Annotated in this window: 15 protein-coding genes; 6 read left to right on the plus strand and 9 right to left on the minus strand. The window is 70.2% G+C overall.

Annotation, left to right across the window (positions count from 1 at the left end; genetic code table 11):
* Nucleotides 1–104: 104 nt before the first annotated feature.
* The 7 genes from HNQ70_RS03635 to leuS are packed head-to-tail and all read right to left on the minus strand — an operon-like array spanning nucleotide 105 to nucleotide 7924.
* On the minus strand, nucleotides 105–1304 hold the full coding sequence (locus HNQ70_RS03635) for a THUMP domain-containing class I SAM-dependent RNA methyltransferase (RefSeq protein WP_183964404.1): 1200 nt from the start codon (nucleotides 1302–1304) through the stop codon (nucleotides 105–107).
* Nucleotides 1301–1903 (minus strand): 2-hydroxychromene-2-carboxylate isomerase, encoded by a 603-nt coding sequence (locus HNQ70_RS03640; RefSeq protein ID WP_183964405.1) that lies wholly within the window; start codon nucleotides 1901–1903, stop codon nucleotides 1301–1303. The genes HNQ70_RS03635 and HNQ70_RS03640 overlap by 4 nt, the downstream gene beginning before the upstream one ends.
* A gap of 10 nt (nucleotides 1904–1913) precedes the next feature.
* Nucleotides 1914–2336, minus strand: coding sequence for a CopD family protein (locus HNQ70_RS03645; RefSeq protein WP_183964406.1), 423 nt, complete (start codon nucleotides 2334–2336; stop codon nucleotides 1914–1916).
* Nucleotides 2337–2347: 11 nt separating this feature from the next.
* Entirely contained in the window at nucleotides 2348–3625 is a 1278-nt protein-coding gene (locus HNQ70_RS03650; protein WP_183965434.1) for a glutamate-5-semialdehyde dehydrogenase, read from the minus strand.
* 30 nt (nucleotides 3626–3655) lie between these two features.
* Entirely contained in the window at nucleotides 3656–4696 is a 1041-nt protein-coding gene (gene holA, locus HNQ70_RS03655) for a DNA polymerase III subunit delta (RefSeq protein ID WP_183964407.1), read from the minus strand.
* A gap of 16 nt (nucleotides 4697–4712) precedes the next feature.
* Nucleotides 4713–5216, minus strand: coding sequence for an LPS-assembly lipoprotein LptE (locus HNQ70_RS03660; protein WP_183964408.1), 504 nt, complete (start codon nucleotides 5214–5216; stop codon nucleotides 4713–4715).
* Between the two features lie 11 nt (nucleotides 5217–5227).
* Nucleotides 5228–7924, minus strand: a complete 2697-nt coding sequence (gene leuS, locus HNQ70_RS03665; RefSeq protein ID WP_183964410.1) for a leucine--tRNA ligase — start codon at nucleotides 7922–7924, stop codon at nucleotides 5228–5230.
* Nucleotides 7925–8246: 322 nt separating this feature from the next.
* Between leuS and HNQ70_RS03670 the strand changes: the two genes are divergently transcribed.
* Nucleotides 8247–8987 (plus strand): GGDEF domain-containing protein, encoded by a 741-nt coding sequence (locus HNQ70_RS03670; RefSeq protein WP_183964412.1) that lies wholly within the window; start codon nucleotides 8247–8249, stop codon nucleotides 8985–8987.
* Here the strand turns inward: HNQ70_RS03670 and HNQ70_RS03675 are convergent, their stop codons facing one another.
* Together HNQ70_RS03675 and HNQ70_RS03680 are read right to left on the minus strand one after the other, a co-directional pair.
* Nucleotides 8988–10883, minus strand: coding sequence for an SLC13 family permease (locus HNQ70_RS03675; RefSeq protein ID WP_183964414.1), 1896 nt, complete (start codon nucleotides 10881–10883; stop codon nucleotides 8988–8990).
* A gap of 86 nt (nucleotides 10884–10969) precedes the next feature.
* Nucleotides 10970–11401, minus strand: coding sequence for a Flp family type IVb pilin (locus HNQ70_RS03680; RefSeq protein WP_246434683.1), 432 nt, complete (start codon nucleotides 11399–11401; stop codon nucleotides 10970–10972).
* Nucleotides 11402–11752: 351 nt separating this feature from the next.
* Between HNQ70_RS03680 and HNQ70_RS03685 the strand changes: the two genes are divergently transcribed.
* The 5 genes from HNQ70_RS03685 (at nucleotide 11753) to HNQ70_RS03705 (ending at nucleotide 18805) form a co-directional block, all read left to right on the plus strand.
* Entirely contained in the window at nucleotides 11753–13345 is a 1593-nt protein-coding gene (locus tag HNQ70_RS03685) for an MFS transporter (RefSeq protein WP_183964416.1), read from the plus strand.
* Between the two features lie 67 nt (nucleotides 13346–13412).
* Nucleotides 13413–14360: an NAD(P)H-dependent flavin oxidoreductase gene (locus HNQ70_RS03690; RefSeq protein WP_183964418.1), complete on the plus strand. Its 948-nt coding sequence runs from the start codon at nucleotides 13413–13415 to the stop codon at nucleotides 14358–14360.
* A 143-nt stretch (nucleotides 14361–14503) separates the two neighbouring features.
* Entirely contained in the window at nucleotides 14504–15307 is an 804-nt protein-coding gene (locus tag HNQ70_RS03695; RefSeq protein WP_183964420.1) for an IclR family transcriptional regulator, read from the plus strand.
* 152 nt (nucleotides 15308–15459) lie between these two features.
* On the plus strand, nucleotides 15460–16302 hold the full coding sequence (locus HNQ70_RS03700) for a sulfite exporter TauE/SafE family protein (RefSeq protein WP_183964422.1): 843 nt from the start codon (nucleotides 15460–15462) through the stop codon (nucleotides 16300–16302).
* Nucleotides 16303–16348: 46 nt separating this feature from the next.
* Nucleotides 16349–18805, plus strand: coding sequence for a UvrD-helicase domain-containing protein (locus tag HNQ70_RS03705; protein WP_183964424.1), 2457 nt, complete (start codon nucleotides 16349–16351; stop codon nucleotides 18803–18805).
* Nucleotides 18806–18829 lie beyond the last annotated feature (24 nt).

An 18829-nucleotide genomic window follows, 5' to 3' on the forward strand; every position in this document is an offset into this window, starting at 1 on the left:
TCGGATGCCGCGATCAGACGCCGCGATCAGACGCCGCGATCAGACGCCGCGATCAGACGCCGCGATCAGACGCCGCGATCAGACGCCGCGATCAGGCGCCGGCTTCAGGTGCCGGGACGGCGCGGCGCCTGGCCCGGGGCGAAGATCTCGAAGCCGAACAGCCGGCATTCGATCGAGCCGTTGAAGAGCGGCGTGCGCCGGCGCGCCTTCATGCCGAGCTGCCTGGGCAGCGCCGGGTCGCTGGTGAGGATCCAGAGCCGCCAGCCGTTGAAGCGCTCCTTGAACGCGCGGCCCACGCCGTTCCATGCCTCGGGGCCGTCCGGCGCGCCGGACGCTGCGCGCAGCTCGAGCCGCTCGCCGTAGGGCGGGTTGGTGACGATCATTCCCGGCGCATCGAAGGGCGGGCGGGCGTCGAGGACGTTGCAACGCTCGACGCGCAGCGCGTCCGGGGGCAGTCCCGCGCGCTGCGCGTTGCGCGAAACCTGCTCCAGCGCGCGGCCGTCGATGTCGCTCGCAGCGATCCGCAGCTGCTGCGCGCCTGCGCCCGCCTGGACCTTGCGCACCGCGTCGGAGTGCAGCTGCGCCCATAGCGAGGAGTCGAAGTCGAGCAGGTTCTGAAAGCCGAATCGACGCGACAGTCCCGGCGCGATGCCCAGCGCCTGCTGCGCCGCTTCGATCACGATGGTGCCCGAACCGCAGAAGGGGTCGTAGAGCGGCTGCTCCGGCGTCCAGCCGGCCAGTGCCAGCAGGCCAGCAGCGAGGTTCTCCTTGAGCGGCGCCTCGCCCTTGTCGTCGCGCTCGGTGCGCCAGCCCCGCTTGAACAGCGGCTCTCCCGACAGGTCGAGGTAGAGCACCGCGGTGCGCTCGTCGAGGAAGCCGAAGATGCGCACGTCGGGCTGCTCGGTGTCGATCGATGGCCGTGCGCCGGTGCGGGTGCGGAAGCGATCGACCGCGCCGTCCTTGATGCGCAGCGTGGCGAAGTTGAGGCTGCGCAGCGGCGAGCGCATCGCTGCAACGTCCACCCGCAGCGTGCGGCGCACGTCGAACCAGCGTTCCCACTCGCAGCGGTTCGCAAGGCGGTAGAGGTCGTCGTCGTCGCGATAGCTGCCTTCAGCGACCCGCAGCAGCACCCTGCTGGCGAATCGAGAGTGCAGGTTGGCGAGATAACCGGTGGCATGGTCGCCGCCGAAGGCGACACCGCCGCCGACCGCGGCCTCGACGGTGGCGCCGAGCGCGGTGAGCTCGGCCGCCAGCGACTGCTCGAGGCCGCGCGGGCAGGGGGCGAAGTAGCGCAGCGCAGTCAAGGGCGGGCCAGCGAAAGTTCAAGCATTTCGAGCCGGTCCTGGCCCCAGAAGGGCTCGTCGCGGAAGACGTACCAGGGCGCGCCGAACACCTGCCGTTCGAGCGCCTCGATGGTGTTGGCCTCGTAGACCTGGTGGGCGTCGGGGATGCGGCCCATCAGCGCATCCGCGTCCAGCCCCGCCTCGTGCGCGATCGCCCGCAACGTGTGCGCGTCGGAGACGTCGCGGTCCTGCTGCCACACTCCCTTCATCAGTGCGCCGGCGAGCGTGAACGCTGCGTCCTCGCCGGCTTCGAGCATCGCGGCGATGATCAGCCGGCAGGCCTCGTCGGCGGGCACCGGGAAGTGCTTCGGATGCAGGTTCAGCGGCACCTCGCGGCGCGCGCTCCAGCGGCGCAGCTCCACCAGCCGGTAGGCCTTGCGCTGCTCCGAGCGCTGCGCCAGCGGCACGCCGCCGCCTGCGGGCAGCACCCGCGCGCCCAGGTCGATCGGCTTGATGCGGATCGTCGCATTGTGCAGCGCGCAGATTTCGCGCAGGCGCCCGTGACCGAGGAAGGTCCAGGGCGACAGGGGGGTCATGTAGTAGTCGACGACGCGTTCCATCCGGGACCTTTCAGAAGGGCTTGACCACGACCAGGATCAGCGTGAGCAGCAGCGCGATGGTGGGGATCTCGTTGAACCAGCGGTACCAGCGGTGCGAACGGGTATTGCCGTGGGCCTCGAAGCGGCGCAGCAGCCTGCCGCAGGCGTGGTGGTAGCCGAGCAGCACGATGACGATGGCGAGCTTGGCGTGCATCCAGCCCGAACCGCTGCCGATCCCGTAGCCCATCCAGAGCCAGAGCCCGAAGACCAGCGTGAGCACCATCAGCGGCGCCATGAAGCGGTACAGCTTGCGGCCCATCAGCAGCAGCCGGTCGCGCTCGGCGGTGGAGCCGTCCGGCACCATCGCAAGGTTGACGAAGATGCGCGGCAGGTAGAACAGCCCGGCGAACCAGCTGGTCACGAACATGATGTGCAGCGTCTTGACCCAGAGCATCGGCGCTCCGTTCAGCTGCGGACCTGGCCGGAGCCCAGGACCACGTATTTCAGCGACGTGAGCCCGTCGAGGCCCACCGGTCCGCGCGCATGCAGCTTGTCGGTCGAGATGCCGATCTCGGCGCCCAGACCGTACTCGAAGCCGTCGGCGAAGCGGGTGGACGCGTTCACCATCACCGACGCGGAGTCGACCTCGCGCAGGAAGCGCATCGCCTTCGAGTAGTCCTCGGTGACGATTGCGTCTGTGTGGCCCGAGCCCCAGGTGGCGATGTGCGCGATGGCTTCGTCCAGGTCGGCAAGCACGCGGATGGCGAGGATGGGGGCGAGGTACTCGGTGCGCCAGTCCTCTTCGGTGGCTTCGGCGCACGCGATGCCTGCGCCGGCGAGGATCTCGCGGGTGCGCGGGCAGCCGCGCAGCTCGACGCCCTTGTCCACGTAGATGCGGCCCACCGGCGGCAGCACGCGCGCAGCGATGCCCTGGGCGACCAGCAGCGTCTCCATGGTGTTGCAGGGCGAGTAGCGCTGCGTCTTGGCGTTGTCCGCGATGCGCACCGCCTTGTCGAGGTCGGCGGCATCGTCGATGTAGACGTGGCAGATGCCGTCGAGGTGCTTGATGGTCGGCACCTTCGAGTCGCGCGCGATCCGCTCGATCAGCGACTTGCCGCCACGCGGGACGATGACGTCGACATACTCCGGGTGCGAGATCAGCTCGCCGACCGCTGCCCGGTCGGTGGTCTCGATGACCTGGACGGCGTCCGCGGGCAGGCCCGCGCTCTCCAGGCCCTCGCGGATCAGCTCCGCCAGCGCCTGGTTGCTGTGGATGGCCTCGGATCCGCCGCGCAGGATGGTGGCGTTGCCCGACTTGATGCACAGGCCGGCGGCATCGATGGTCACGTTGGGGCGCGACTCGTAGATGATCCCGATCACGCCCAGCGGCACCCGCATGCGCCCCACCTGGATGCCGCTGGGCCGGAAGCGCAGGTCGGTGATCTCGCCGATCGGGTCGGGCAGCGAGGCGATCTGCTCGAGGCCGGCGGCCATCGATTCGATCACCGTGTCGGTCAGCGCGAGGCGGTCGACGAAGGCGGGATCCTCGCCGGCCGCGCGTGCGGCGTCCAGGTCCTTCGCGTTGGCTGCGACGAGCGCGGCGCGCTCACGGCGGATGGCGGCGGCGGTGGCGAGCAGCGCGCGGTCCTTGGCGTCGGTGGCGGCGCGCGCCATCTCGCGGCTGGCGGCGCGCGCGCGCCGGCCCACGTCGGCGACGTAGGCGGCAATGTCGGGAGTGCGGATGTCCACGGCGGTTTCCGTCCTGGGTTCGGTTCAGCTGAGGAGGGGATCGGGCGGGCGCGCGAGCGCAGGCGCGCCGGCGATGGAGGCGGCCAAGCGCGCCATTGCGGCCCAGGCGTCGTCGGCGACCAGTCCCTTGATGATTCTATCGATCCTGGCAGCCTCCTGCAGCGCGACTGCCAGCGCGCGGGCGTCCAGCCTGCCCAGCGCGCGCTCGTAGAGGCGCTCGCGCGGCCCGAAGATGCGCAGCTCGCGCATGCGCTGCGTCAGCGGCCGGCCCTGGCCGCTGCCATCGGCGAGCCGGGCGAGGTTGCGGATCGGGTCGGAGATGGCCCAGAGCGCCAGCGGCGCGGCCTCGCCCTCTGCGCGCAGGCCGTCGACGCTGCGCAGGGTGCGCGCCGCGTCGCCCGCGAGCATTGCATCGGCGAGCGAGAACGCGTCGTAGCGCGCCACGTTGAGCACGGCCTGGCGCACTTCCTCGGCCGGCAGCAGGCCTTCCGGGAACAGCAGCGCGAGCTTGCGCAGTTCCTGGTGCGCGGCGAGCAGGTTGCCCTCGACGCGCTCGGCCAGGAAGGCCAGCGTTGCCTCGTCGGCGCGCTGCCTTGCCGCGGCGAGCCGGTGGGCGATCCACTTCGGCAGCTGCGCGCGCTCCACCGGAAAGATCGGCACCACGCAGGCGGCACGGTCCAGCTCGGTGAACCAGGCGGCGCTGGTGGCGGTGCGGTCGAGCCGGGGGCCGGAGACCAGCAGCCGGGTGCCTTCGTCGGCGTCGGCGGCCGCCTCGGCGAGCGCCTGGCCGAGCTCCTTGCCCGGCTTGCCGCTCAGGCGCAGTTCGATGATGCGGCTGGAGGCGAACAGCGACAGCGAGCGGGTCTCGGCGACCAGCGCCTCGACGCGGAAGCTGCGGTCGACGTCGAACACCTGGCGCTCCTGGAAGCCCGCCTCGCGCATCGCGCGCCGGGCCAGATCGGTCGATTCGATGACGAGCAGCGGCTCGTCGCCATGGATCCAGACGAGCGCAGGGATCCGCCGCGCGAGCGTGGCGGACAGGGCTTCCGGACGGACCTGAGCCACGGCGGCGGATCCGGACTCAGCGCCGCGCCGCGGACAGGCGCCGCAGCAGCTGCTGGACCAGGTCGCGCTGCATGTCGCGGTAGAGCAGCGCCTCTTCCTGTTCCTTGGCGACGTATTGGGTGTCGGTGGTGGTGATGTCGCGGTGGAGGACCAGCCGCGTCGGCGGGATCAGCTCCTCCTCGCCAGCGTCCACCAGCCTGAAGCTGAACAGCAGGCGCAACTGGTGCTCGCGCGGCCGGCCGGTGCTCGAGAAGCCGACGATCTCCTTCTCGCGCCCCTCGCTGAGCACTTCCAGGCGGGCCTGCGCGTCCTGCGGGCGAGCCACCAGCCGCGTGTCGTTGCCGCGCATCATGCGGGCGAACTCGAGCCCCGTTTCGGAGCCCGGCGGGAAGCCCGCGTAGAGGGTACGGAACGGCATCTCGGCGGAGCCACGCAGCTGGAAGCCGCAGCCCGCTGCAAGCAGCGTGGCCGCCAGTGCGGCCAGCACGCTTCGTCGAGGGATGATGGGAGCGGGGCGCATGGTGCGGCTCCTCAGACGACGACGTTGACCAGCCGGCCGGGCACCACGATCACCTTCTTCGGGGCGCGGCCTTCTGCCAGGCGGGCGAAGGCCTCGGTGGCGACCGCAGCCGTCTCGATCGCCTTCGCGTCGGCGTCGGCGGGCACCGTCACCGCGCCGCGCACCTTGCCGTTGATCTGCAGCACCAGCTCGATCTCGTCGCGCACCAGCGCGCCCTCGTCGACCTGGGGCCACGGAGCGTCGAGGATGTCGCCGTGGATCGTGGCGTAGCCGAGCTCGGTCCACAGCCCGTGCGCGATGTGCGGCGCCACCGGGTACAGCACGCGCACCAGGATGGAGAAGCACTCGCGCAGCACCTCGGTGGCCTCGGGGCCTTCGGGAAGCCGGGCGCCTTCCAGTGCGTTGAGCATCTTCATGCCGGCCGAGACCACGGTGTTGTACTGCAGGCGCTGGTAGTCGTAGTCGGCCTGCCGCAGCACCGTGTGGATCTCGAAGCGCAGGGCCTTGTGGGCCGCGCCCAGCCGTGAGGCGTCCAGCGGCGCCGCGGGCGCCGCGAAGCGCGCCGACTGGGCCTGCCCGAAGGACCAGAGCCGGCGCAGGAAGCGGTGCGCGCCGTCGACGCCGGTGCCGGACCACTCGAGCGTCTGCTCGGGGGGGCTGGCGAACATCACGAACAGTCGGGCGGTGTCCGCGCCGTACCGGTCGATGATCTCCTGGGGGTCGACGCCGTTGTTCTTGCTCTTGGACATCGTGCCCACGCCGCCGTAGTCGACCGGCGATCCGTCCGCCTTGAGCTTGGCGCCGCAGATGCGCCCGCCGCCGTCGAACACGTTCTCGACCTCGTCGGGCCAGAAGTACTCGACACCGCCGCGCTCGTTGCGCCGCGAGTAGATGTGGTTGAGCACCATGCCCTGGCACAGCAGGCGGGTGAAGGGCTCGTCGAACTTGACCAGACCGCGCGTGTCGTCGCCCGGGAAGCCGCCGCGGACGTCGCGCATCACCTTGGTCCAGAAGCGCGCGTACAGCAGGTGCAGCACCGCGTGCTCGATGCCGCCGATGTACTGGTCCATCGGCATCCAGTAGTCGTTGCGCGCGTCGACCATCGCCTCGTCGTTGTCCGGCGAGCAGTAGCGCATGTAGTACCAGGCCGAGTCGATGAACGTGTCCATCGTGTCGGTCTCGCGGCGCGCCGGCTTGCCGCACTTCGGGCACTGGCACTTAAGGAAGCGCTCGTCCTTGGCAAGCGGGTTGCCGCTGCCGTCCGGGATCAGGTCTTCCGGCAGTTTCACCGGCAGCTGGTCGTAAGGCACCGGCACCGGGCCGCAGTCGCCGCAGTGGATCATGGGGATCGGCGTGCCCCAGTAGCGCTGGCGCGAGATGCCCCAGTCGCGCAGGCGCCATTGGGTCTTCTTTCCGCCCAGGTCCTGCGCGGCGAGGTCGGCGGCGATCGCGTCGATCGCCGCCTCGAAGCCCAGGCCGTCGTAGCGGCCGGAGTTCACGCAGGCGCCGCGGCCCTTCTCCTCGTACCAGGGCTGCCAGGCCTCGGTGGAGAAGGCCTGGCCGTCGACGTCGATGACCTGGCGGATCGGCAGGCCGTATTTCTTCGCGAAGGCGAAGTCGCGCTCGTCGTGCGCCGGCACGCCCATCACCGCGCCGTCGCCGTAGCTCATCAGCACGTAGTTGCCGACCCAGACCTCGACCTGCGCGCCGGTCAGCGGATGCGTCACGCTGAGCCCGGTGCGCACCCCGTTCTTCTCCATCGTGGCGATGTCGGCCTCCATCACCGAGCCGCGCCTGGCCTCGTCGACGAAGGCTGCGACCTGCGGGTCGCGCGCGGCGGCCACGGTGGCCAGCGGGTGCTCGGGCGCCACCGCGACGAAGGTCACGCCCATGATGGTGTCGGCGCGCGTGGTGAACACGTGGAGGCGGCCCTCGCCGACCAGCGTTCCGCCCGCGTCGTGCACCTCGTGCGGGAAGGCGAAGCGCACGCCGGTGGAGCGGCCGATCCAGTTGGACTGCATCGTGCGCACGCGCTCCGGCCAGCCGTCCAGGTGGTTCTCGACCTGCTCGACCAGCTCCTCGGCGTAGTCGGTGATCTTCAGGTAGTAGCCGGGGATCTCGCGCTTCTCCACCAGCGCGCCGGTGCGCCAGCCGCGCCCGTCGATCACCTGCTCGTTGGCCAGCACCGTCTGGTCGACCGGATCCCAGTTGACCATCTGCGTCTTGCGGTACGCGATGCCCGTCTCGAGCATCTTCAGGAACAGCCACTGGTTCCACTTGTAGTACTTCGGGTCGCAGGCAGCGATCTCGCGCGACCAGTCGATCGCCAGCCCCATCGCCTGCATCTGCTTCTTCATGTAGGCGATGTTCTCGTAGGTCCACTTCGCCGGCGCCACGCCGTTCTTCATCGCGGCGTTCTCGGCGGGCAGTCCGAAGGCGTCCCAGCCCATGGGCATCAGCACGTTGTAGCCGTTCATCCGCAGATGGCGGTACATAACGTCGTTGATCGTGTAGTTGCGCACGTGGCCCATGTGCAGCTTGCCCGAGGGGTAGGGCAGCATCGAGCAGGCGTAGTACTTGCCCTTGGGGAAGCGCGGGTCGTGCTCGCGGGCGCGGTAGGCGTCGATCGCGGCCCAGTGCTGCTGGGCGGCGGGCTCGAGGATGCCCGCGTCGTATTTCGCGACGGTCGCTTCGTTGGTCTCTTGCATGTTGGCTGGGCCCAGGGGAGCGCCGGAGCCGGGCGGGTCCGGACTAACCCTCCATTTTACAGCCTACGCCGCCTTGCCCGGAGCGCCAGCCGCCTGCGGCGGGGCGCCTCCGGGACGCGCCTGCGGCTGCGGAGCCGGCGGACTTCCGGCGCCGCGTGCAAGGATCGCCAGACAGGTGTAACGTGACATTTCGCACGATTTCCCGTGCGCTTGTCCGCCGGAGCGGCCCGCAGGTCGGCCGGCAGTGACGGTCCTGCGTACGTTCGTTATCGGCGGTTGCCGTTTGTCTGCGCGGCAGTCCGCCCTCGAGACGGAGGCTCCCATGGAAAGGCCTGCAAGCTCCCGCGTTGCCGATTCCGCCGTGAGGCGACGGGCCAGGGTGCTGCGCGTAGTGCGCCCTGCAGGTCTGCGGCGTGTCGCCGTCGAGCCCCCTGTCGCGGAGGCCGCGTCACCGGACATCCAGGCAGCGCGCCAGCGCATCCGCGCGCTGGCCCGCGACAACGCACGGCTGCGGGCGGAGCTGGCCCGGCTCGGGGCGGCCGTCGCGCAGGTCGAGGAACTCGCCTACCACGACGATCTCACCGGCCTGCCGAACCGCGCGCTGATGACGGACCGCCTGAACCGCGCAGTCGCGCTGGCATCGCGCGATTCTCTTCGGGTCGCGGTGCTTCTTCTCGATCTCGACCGGTTCAAGGAAGTCAACGATGGCCTGGGCCATGCGGCCGGCGACCGGCTGCTGGTCGAGGTTGCGCGCAGGCTGTCGGCCACCGTGCGCCAGTCGGACACGGTGGCGCGCTACGGCGGCGACGAGTTCGTCGTGATGCTGCCGCGCGTGGACGACGGGCGTTCGGTGGGCCGGGTCACGCGCAAGATTCGCGAGCGGCTGGAGATGCCCGTCTGGATCGACGGCGTTCGCGTGACGATTGGCGCGAGCATCGGAATTGCCGTCTACCCCTGCGACGGGGCCACCCCGGCCGAGCTCCTCGCGAAGGCCGACGCGCGGATGTACCGCCACAAGGCGCGTCTCGGAGCATCGGAGCGCCATGGCGAGCGCGGCGCCTGATCAGAGCGGCCAGACGACCAGAAGCAGCGGCAGGCTGATGGCGACGACCAGCACTTCCAGCGGCAGGCCCAGGCGCCAGTAGTCGCCGAATCGCAGGCCGCCGGGGCCCAGGATCAGCGTGTTGTTCTGGTGCCCGATCGGCGTGAGGAAGGCGCAGGATGCGCCGATCGCCACCGCCATCAGGAAGGCGTCGCCGTCGACGCCGAGCTGCCTCGCGGTGCCGAGCGCGATCGGGCACATCACTGCTGCGGTTGCGGCGTTGTTCATCACGTCCGACAGGGTCATCGTGACCACGAGCACCAGCGCGAGCGCGACCACCGCATGTCCCTGGGCGATCGAATCCAGCAGCAGCCGGGCGATGAGGTCCGCGGTACCGGTGGACTCGATTGCCGAGGCCACCGGGATCAATGCCGCCAGCAGCACCACCACAGGCCAGTCCACGCTGTCGTAGACCGCGCGCAGCGAGACCGTGCGCATCGCCATCGAGGCCAGCACGCCCGCTGCGAAGGCGACCGCGGCCGGCAGGATGCCAAGCGCGGCCACCGCAACCGCTGCGGCCAGGATGACCGCCGCGGAGATCGCCTTGCGGCGGTTCGGGATGTTCAGCGCACGCTCTGCCAGCGGCACGCAGCCGTTCTGTCCGGCGAACTCGGCGATCGCCTCGGGCGGTCCCTGCATCAGCAGCACATCGCCGGCGGCGAACACCAGTGCACGCAGCCGCGCCATCGAGCGCCGCCCCTGGCGGGAGACCGCCAGCAGGTTGATGCTGTAACGGGTGCGCAGGAGCAGGTCGCTCGCGGAGCGGCCGACGAGTTCCGAGCGGGGCAGGATCGCGATCTCGACCAGTGCGATCTCGTCGCTGGAGGAGGGCTTGCCGCGCCGCTTTTCCTCGCCCGCTTCCTGCACGGAACCGCTTTCGGAGGCCTTGCCCCCGTCTGCCGACCCGCCATCCGCGCCCGCGTCGGCCGCGTCTGCCGCGTCTGCGGCGTCTGCGGGCGGCGGCGGGCGGACCGCCTCCTCGAGCTTGAGGCCGAGCTTGGAAAGGGCCCCGGCGAGCGCCTCGGCTTCCGCTTCGATGACCAGGATGTCCGAGGCGCGGACGATGCGGCCGGGGTTTGGCGCAGTCACCCGCAGGTCGTTGCGGACGATGCCGATCACCTGCGCATCGATATCCCCGAGCAAGGCCTCCACCTCGCGCAGGCGCAGGCCGGCCACCTTGCTCGATTCGCTCACGCGGGCTTCGGTCATGTAAGCCTCGGTCTCGAACCCTTCCTTGCTGGCGCGCTCCCTCGCCGGGACGAGTCGCCAGCCGATGACCGCGATGAAGAGGACGCCGCTCACCGCGACCACGAGGCCGACTGGCGTGAAGTCGAACATGTCGAAACCTTCGCCTCCCTGCTGCTGGCGGAAGCCAGAGACGATCAGGTTCGGTGGCGTGCCGATCAGCGTGGTCATTCCCCCGAGGATCGAACCGAAGGCCAGCGGCATCAGCACGCGGGCGGGGGGCAGCTGCTGGCGGCTTGCCACCTGGAGCGCCACCGGCATCAGCAGCGCCAGCGCCCCGACGTTGTTCATGAAGCCCGACAGCAGCGCGGCCAGTCCGGTGAGCGCTGCGATGGTGGCGGTAGGGCCGGACGATGACGGAAGCACTCTCTGCACCAGGCTGTCGATTGCCCCGGTGGTCTGGAGCGCCTGGCTGAGGACCAGGACGCAGGCGACCGTGATCACCGCGGGGTGGCCGAAACCCGCAAAGGCCTGCGACGGAGGGACGAAGCCGGCGACGACGCAGGCGAGCAGGCTGGCCATCGCCACCATGTCGTGGCGCCAGTTGCCGCGCAGGAACATCGCCACCGTGGCCGCCAGGATGGCGGCGAGAAGGGTTTGGTCGAAAGTCAAGGCGGCCGTCCTGCGGTAGTCGATGCCGCAGTATGCCGCCGCGTGGGCGCCGCGAGCTTCAGCCCTGCGGGTCGTCCCGGGGAGTTTCAGCGGCCGTAGGCATTGCCGTTGTTGCCCTTCCCCGGGTTGCCCGAGTTCCCTTTGCCGTTGCCGTTGCCGTTGCCGTTGCCGTTGCCGTTGCCGTTGCCGTTGCCGTTGCCGTTCCCGTTCCCGTTCCCGTTCCCGTTCCCGTTCCCGTTCCCGTTCCCGTTCCCGGCGCCGCCTGAGCCTGAGCCGCCGTCTCCAGGTCCGCCAGGCAAAGCCTGGAGCGCGGACGAAATCTTCCCGAAGCCCGCCGACAATCCGTCGCCGAGCGACGATGCGCCCGCGGCGACGCCGAGCGCGACGAGGCCCGCAAGCAGCGCGTACTCGATCGCAGTGACGCCGGACTGGCGTCGGCGCGAGCGGCTGCGGGGATGGTGCGGCTGCGTCTGATTGCTTGGCATATGGCGTGCAAATTGGCTGACCGATCGCGCCATTCGACGCGATCCATGGCGCCGCGTGCCGAGGGCGCGGCGAATCGGGGGCTTCGGTGCGACGTACGGTTGGTGGTGTCCGGCGCCGGCGACAATCCCAGGGCCGCGGTGCGGTGCGCGGCGAATTCGGCATCCCCGCTCCGGGCGCCGGTTGCGCTGCCGGGCGCGGCCCTGTTCAATGAATGCCCGACAAAGGCGAGCCATGGATCACCGGTACGAAGGCTGTTGCAGCAGGGTGGGCGAGCGCAGCGCAGCGCGGCCGGCGATCCGCGGCGCTCACTGCCGCTCCCGGCCGCCGCCGCCCGGACCGGCCAGTGCGCACCCTGCTGCCGTTGCGCCCGCGGGAGCCGGTCCGTGAGCGGCGCGGCGAGCGAGCCGACGCTGTCGCCCTGGCGCCCGCTGCGCAACCGCACCTTCCGTACCGCCTGGCTGGCCGCGCTCGCGACCTATCTCGTGGTCTGGATGCAGAGCGTGGGCGGCGCCTGGTACATGACCTCGCTGACGCCATCGCCCTTCTGGGTGGCGATGATGCAGACCGCCGTCAGCCTGCCGGGTTTTTTCTGGTCGCTCCCCGCCGGGGTGCTGGCCGATCTGGTCGACCGCCGCCGGCTGCTGCTGGTCACCCAGGTGCTGATGCTGTTCGCGTCCGGCCTGATGGCGGTGCTCGCGTCCGGGCAGTGGATGGGCGAAGGGGGCCTGCTCTTTCTGACCTTCATGCTCGGTACCGGCCTCGCCCTGAACGCGCCTGCCTGGCAGTCGGCGTTGGCCGAGTCGGTCCCGCGCGAGGACGTGACTCAGGCGATTACGCTGATCGGGATCGCGTTCAACATCGCCCGTTCGATCGGCCCTGCGATCGCCGGCTTCGTCATCGTGCTCAGTGGCTCTTCGGGGGTGTTCGCGCTCAATACCGTGGTGCTGCTCTACGTCACCGCAGTGGTCTGGCGCTGGCGCATGATTCCCCGGACCAGCCCCTTGCCTCCGGAGCGGCTGCTCGGCGGGATGCGCGCCGGGCTGCGCTTCTTCGTTCACTCGGCGCCGGTCAAGGCCTTCCTGGTGCGCACGCTGCTCTTTTCGGCGTGCGGCAGCGCGCTCTGGGCGCTGCTGCCTGCGGTCGCGCAGCAGCGTCTTGGCGCGTCCGCCGCCGGCTTCGGCACGCTGATCGCCTGCCTGGGAATCGGCGCGATCGCGGTCGGCGTGCTGATGCCGCTGATCCGGGCGCGCTACACGATCGAGCGGGTGCTCGCGGTCGCGTCGGTCGTGTTCGCGCTCACCCTGGTGGTGGTCGCCACGGTTCGCAGTGCCTGGATCGTCTATCCGGTGCTGATGGCGGGCGGCGCGGCGTGGACCGCGACGATGTCGAAGATCCATGCGGGCCTGGTCACCACGGTTCCATCCTGGGTGAGTTCCAGGATGATCGCGCTCTACATCCTCGTCACCCAGGCCGGCATGGCCTTCGGTGCGCTGCTGTGGGGGGCGCTTGCGGCCTGGCAGGGCCTGCAGACGACGCTGCTGGTGTCTGCGGCGGCGCTGCTGCTGACGCGCTTTGCCAGTCGCCGCTATGTGCTCAGGTATGGCGAGGAGCGCGAGGTCACGCACTCCGGTCCGGCGGAGCAGCCGGCGGCGTTCACGCATCCGGCGATGGAGGCCGGGCCGGTGGCGGTCGAGCTGCGCTATGCGATCGAACCGGCTTCGCGCGAGGCCTTCATCGAGGCGGCCACGAGGCTCGGCGACGTGCGCCGGCGCACCGGGGCGACCTTCTGGCGGCTCTACCGGGACCTGGCCGACGAGCATCGCTTCACCGAGCGTTTCATCGTTGAATCCTGGGTCGAGTACCAGCGCCAGCTGATGCGAACCACGCTGGTCGATCGCGACATCGAGGACGCGGTGCGCGCGTTCCAGCGCCCCGGCACGCCGATCACTACCGCTTATTTCCTCGCGGAGCGCTGAGCAGGTCCGTCCCCGCTCAATCCCCGCTTCATCTCCCTCTTCCATCTCCACAGGCGAATACACTGGCATGAGCATCAGCAATCGCGTCACCGATCTGCTCGGCGTCGAGCATCCGATCGTGCAGGCCCCGATGGGCTGGATCGCCCGCGCGCAGTTGGCCAGCGCCGTTTCCAACGCGGGCGGCATGGGCATCATCGAGACCGGATCCGGGGAGCTCGACGTCATCCGGGGCGAGATCGCCCGGATGCGGGAGCTCACCGACAAGCCCTTCGGCGTGAACATCGCTCTCGCCTATGTCCGCGACCCCGGCATCGTCCGCTTCGTCGTCGACCAGGGGGTGCGTTTCGTGACGACGTCGGCGGGCGATCCTTCGCGTTACTGCGCCGAGCTGAAGGCGGCCGGCCTGACGGTGTTCCATGTGGTGCCCACGCTCAAGGGCGCGCTGAAGGCGCTCGAGGCCGGGGTCGACGGGCTGATCGTCGAGGGGGCCGAGGGCGGCGGGTTCAAGAATCAGCGCGACGTGGCCTCGATGGTGCTGCTGCCGCTGGTCTGCTCCAGGGTGAATGTGCCAGTGATCGCCGCTGGCGGAATCGTCGACGGTGCCTCGATGGCTGCGGCCTTCGCGCTGGGCGCCGAAGGCGTGCAGATGGGCACCCGGATGCTGTCCAGCGTGGAGTCGCCGGTGCACGACAACTGGAAGAACGCGATCGTCCGCGCCGAGGAAACCGACACGGTGTTCCTGAACCGCGGGGGCAAGGGACCGGCGCTGCGTGCGCTGCGCACCGCGCGCACGCAGGCGCTCGAGTTTGACAATCCCGAGGACATGCGCGCGCATTTCGCGAACGTTCGCGAGCTCTACTTCGGCGGCGACATGGAGGCCGCGATCCCGCTCGCCGGCCAGGTCTGCGGCCGGATCGACGCGATCAGGCCGGTGCGCGAGATCATCGAGGACACGATCCGCGGTTTCCACGAAACGGTGGGTGGGCTGGCGTCACGCTACGGTTGCGCGCGCTGAGAGCGCGGACGAAGGCCATCGAGGCGCCTGGCCTGGCCTCACGATCGGCGTTTCTAAGGGATTTCCCGGGGTGTCATCAGCTTCCCGAGACACGCGATTCCATTTTGTATATATTTCAGACTTCAACATTTGAGCCTGAAACCATGATCGAAGGAGACGCGATGATCGAGGAGACACAACGGGCCAGCGAGGCAGTTCCGGCCGGGTCGGCCATTCTGCGCGCGGTGCGAATTCTGGAGGCGATTGCCGGACAGGACTCGCCGCCGCCGCTGTCCGAGATCTGCCGCGAGGTCGATCTTCCCAAGCCCACGGTTTATCGCATCCTCACGACGCTCGAGCATGCGGGCCTGATCGGCCGCGAACCGGGCACCAAGCGCTACACCTGCGCCGAGCGGCTCAGCACGCTGGCCGGCGACACCCTGCTGCGTTCGCCCAACCGTGCGGCCCGCCGCGGCGTGCTCGAGGAACTGGTCGAGCAGGTGGGCGAAACCTGCAACATCTCCATCCCGAACAACAACTCGGTGCTGCTGCTGGATCGCGTCGAGGTGGGCTGGCCCCTGCGCGTCGCGCTCAGCTCGGGCTCCACGCTGCCGCTCTACGCGTCGGCGAGCGGCAAGCTGTTCCTGAGCCACCTGCCCAAGCGCAGCCGCGACCGCTTCCTGCGCGTCACGCCGCTCATCTCGCACACCCGCAACACCCTCACCGATCCCGCCCGCCTGTCGCGCGAGTTCGAGCAGATCCGCAGCGACGGCTACGCCACCGAGAATGAGGAATACCTGGCGGGCGTCAGCTGCCTGGCAGTGCCGGTGCGCGACATCGACGGCCGCGTCGTTGCGGCACTTTCGGTGCATGCCCCGGCAGACCGTCTCGGCCTCGATGAGGCCAAGGAGTTCCTGCCCCTGATGCGCCAGTCCGCGGACGCGATCGCGCAGACCATCGACTGGTAAGCCTGCGCTGCGTCGCGCCGGCAGGCGCGGCGTTGCCGAAGACGCCCGGCCGCCTCGCGCCCGGGCGTTTTTTTCGCCCCGGCGCCGCGCGGGCGCACAACGGGCGGCGGCATCCCCGATCGCGCAGCGGTCGCGCTGCTTATCATCCCGCGATGTCCGAACTCCTGGAATTCGTTCTGCTCTTCGCGCTGGCCGGCACGCTGACCGGCCTGCTGATGGCGCTGTTCGGCATCGGCGGCGGCGCCTTCGTCGTCCCGGTGATCGACACCCTGTTCAACCACCTGCCGGGGCTCGATCCGGTGCCGATGAAGATTTCGGTGATGTGCAGCCTGGTTGCGATCGGGATGGGTTCGTCCTGGCGGGCGCTGGAACTGCTCAGGTTCCGGATGGTGTCGATGTACACGATCGGCGTCCTGGCCGCGGGCTCGGTGCTGCCGGCGCTGCTGGGCGTCGCTCTGCTCACGAGGCTGTCGGGCGACACGCTTCGGCTCCTGTTCGGGGTGCTGCTGGCTGCGGTGGGCCTGTGGACCGCCTTCGGGCGGCCCGCGCCGGCGCCAGGTCCGGCGCCAGGTCCGGTGCCAAGCTGGGGCCGGGCTGCGGACCGCTCGCATCCGCTGCTGCTGCTGGCGATCGGCGCCGCCGCCGGGCTGGCCTCGTCGATGTTCGGCCTGGGCGGGGCCACCCTGCTGATGCCGCTGCTGACGATGCGCGCGCGGATGGCGGCGATCGACGCGGTGAACGTCTCGATGGTGTTCGTGGCGTTCGCCACCCTGCAGTCGCTGGCGATGCTCGGGGTGAGCGGCGCGCTGTCGCCCTCGAGGCTGGCCGCCGCTGGAGTGACCGGCGAGCATGCCATCCTGCTCGCGGTGCTCACCCTGATGGTGGTGATCGCCCAGTCCTTCTTCTCGCGCCGCCTGCGCGGGATCGAGGACCGGCTGCGCCGCCGCATGCTGGCGGTCTACCTGATGGCAGCGGCCCTCTGGATGCTCCGATGACTGCAGGCCGTCACTGTGTAAAATCACAGGTTGCCCCGGATTCCAGATGTCGACCCTCCTCGCCAACCTGAACGAACCCCAGCTCGCCGCGGTCACCCTGCCGGCCGAGCATGCGCTGATCCTGGCAGGCGCCGGCAGCGGCAAGACCCGCGTGCTGACCACGCGGCTGGCTTGGCTGATCTCCACCGGGCAGGTCGGCCCGCAGGGGGTGCTCGCGGTCACCTTCACGAACAAGGCGGCCCGCGAGATGCTCACACGGCTGTCCGCGATGCTGCCGGTCAGCACCCGCGGCATGTGGATCGGCACCTTCCACGGCCTGTGCAACCGGATGCTGCGCGCGCATCACCGCGATGCCGGCCTGCCGCAGTCCTTCCAGATCCTGGATTCGCAGGACCAGCTCGCCGCGATCAAGCGCCTGCTCAAGACCCTCAACGTCGACGACGAGCGTTTCCCGCCGCGCAACCTCCAGCACTTCATCAACGGCGCCAAGGAGGAGGGCCTGCGTCCCGCGCAGGTGGAGGCGCATGACGACTACAGCCGGCGCTGCGTCGAGCTGTACCAGGCCTACGACGACCAGTGCCAGCGCGAGGGCGTGGTCGACTTCGCCGAGCTGCTGCTGCGCAGCCACGATCTGCTCGAGCGCAACCAGTTCATCCGCGAGCACTACCAGCGGCGCTTCCGCCACATCCTGGTCGACGAGTTCCAGGACACCAACCGGCTGCAGTACCGCTGGCTGGGGCTGCTGGCCGGCGGCGGCGCGGCAGTGTTCGCGGTCGGCGACGACGACCAGAGCATCTATGCCTTTCGCGGCGCGAACGTCGCCAACATGGCGGCCTTCGAGCGCGAGTACCGGGTGCGCAACCTCATCAAGCTCGAGCAGAACTACCGCTCGCAGGGCAACATCCTGGCCTGCGCCAACACGCTGATCCTCAACAACCGCAGCCGCCTGGGCAAGAACCTCTGGACCGATTCCGGCGATGGCGAGCCGGTGCGCGTCCACGAAGCCCTCGACGACCGGCAGGAGGCGCAGTGGCTGGTGGAAGAGGTGCGCGGGCTGGTGCGCGACGGCTGGGCGCGCTCCGACGTCGCGGTGCTCTACCGTTCAAACGCCCAGTCGCGGGTCATCGAGCATGCTCTGTTCTCCGCGGGGCTGCCCTACCGGGTCTACGGCGGGCTGCGCTTCTTCGAACGCGCCGAGGTCAAACATGCGCTCGCCTACCTGCGCCTGATCGAGAACCCGGCCGACGACGGCGCCTTCCTGCGGGTGGTGAACTTCCCCACGCGCGGCATTGGCGCGCGTTCGCTGGAGGCGCTCCAGGATTCCGCGCGCGGCGGCGCATCCAGCCTGTTCGCTGCCGTCGCCGGACTGTCCGGCGCGGCCGCGGCCAAGCTCACCGCCTTCACGCGGCTGATCGACGGGCTCGCCGCCGAGACCCGCAGGCTGCCGCTGCCCGAGCTCGTCGAGCAGGTCGTCGAGCGCAGCGGCCTGGCAGCGCACTACCTGGCCGAGAAGGAAGGCCAGGAGCGTCTGGAGAACCTGCGCGAGCTGGTCAACGCCGCCGCTGCCTACCTCGCCGAGGAGGGCATCGGCCAGGACGTGCCGGCGGCCGTTGGGGTGGCGGCCGCCGCGGCGCCGCTGCCCGCGAACCTGCTCGCGGATGTGCCCGAGGTGCTTGGCGATGCCGCACCGGAGGCAGGCGGCGCGGCCCTGCCGGCGATGACGCCGCTGGCCGCCTTCCTGTCCCATGCATCGCTGGAGGCGGGCGACAACCAGGCGGGCGAGGGCGCCGACGCCGTGCAGCTGATGACCATCCATGCCGCCAAGGGCCTGGAGTTCGACGGGGTCTTCGTCACCGGGCTGGAAGAGGGGCTCTTTCCCCACGAGAACGCGGTGACCGGAACGCCGCGCGGTGGCGTCCGCCCCGGCGCGACCGACGAGTCCGGTCTCGAGGAGGAGCGCCGCCTGATGTACGTGGCGATCACGCGGGCCCGCCAGCGGCTCTACCTGTCGTTTGCGCAGATGCGCATGCTGCACGGGCAGACCCGCTACAGCATGCGCTCGCGCTTCCTCGACGAGCTGCCGGAAGGGTCGCTGAAGTGGCTGACGCCGCGCACGCAGGCGCGCGCCGAGCCGGCCTGGAGCGAGGGCTACCGGGGCGCGTGGGAGGGATTCGATGCGCCAGCGCGGGGCGGCGCCAGGCCCGCGCAAGGCGGAGCGGGCGCATCGGCCTGGAGCTCGTCCACTCGCGGCGGCGCAGCGCGGGGCCGCGCGGACAATGGCGACACCGGCAGGCTCGGCCCGCACGAGCAGCGCGCTGCACAGCGTTTCGACCGCGGCATTGCCTACCGGGTGGGGCAGGGGGTGATGCATGCCCGCTTCGGCGAGGGCGTGATCGTCGGGATCGAAGGCAGCGGCGACGACGCCCGGGTGCAGGTGGACTTCGGCCGGGTCGGGGTGAAGTGGCTGGCCCTGTCGGTGGCGAAGCTCGAGACGCTGGGCTGAAACGGCCCGGGCCGGGCGCGGCCG

The sequence above is a fragment of the Quisquiliibacterium transsilvanicum genome (assembly GCF_014202215.1).
Classification (GTDB): domain Bacteria; phylum Pseudomonadota; class Gammaproteobacteria; order Burkholderiales; family Burkholderiaceae_E; genus Quisquiliibacterium; species Quisquiliibacterium transsilvanicum.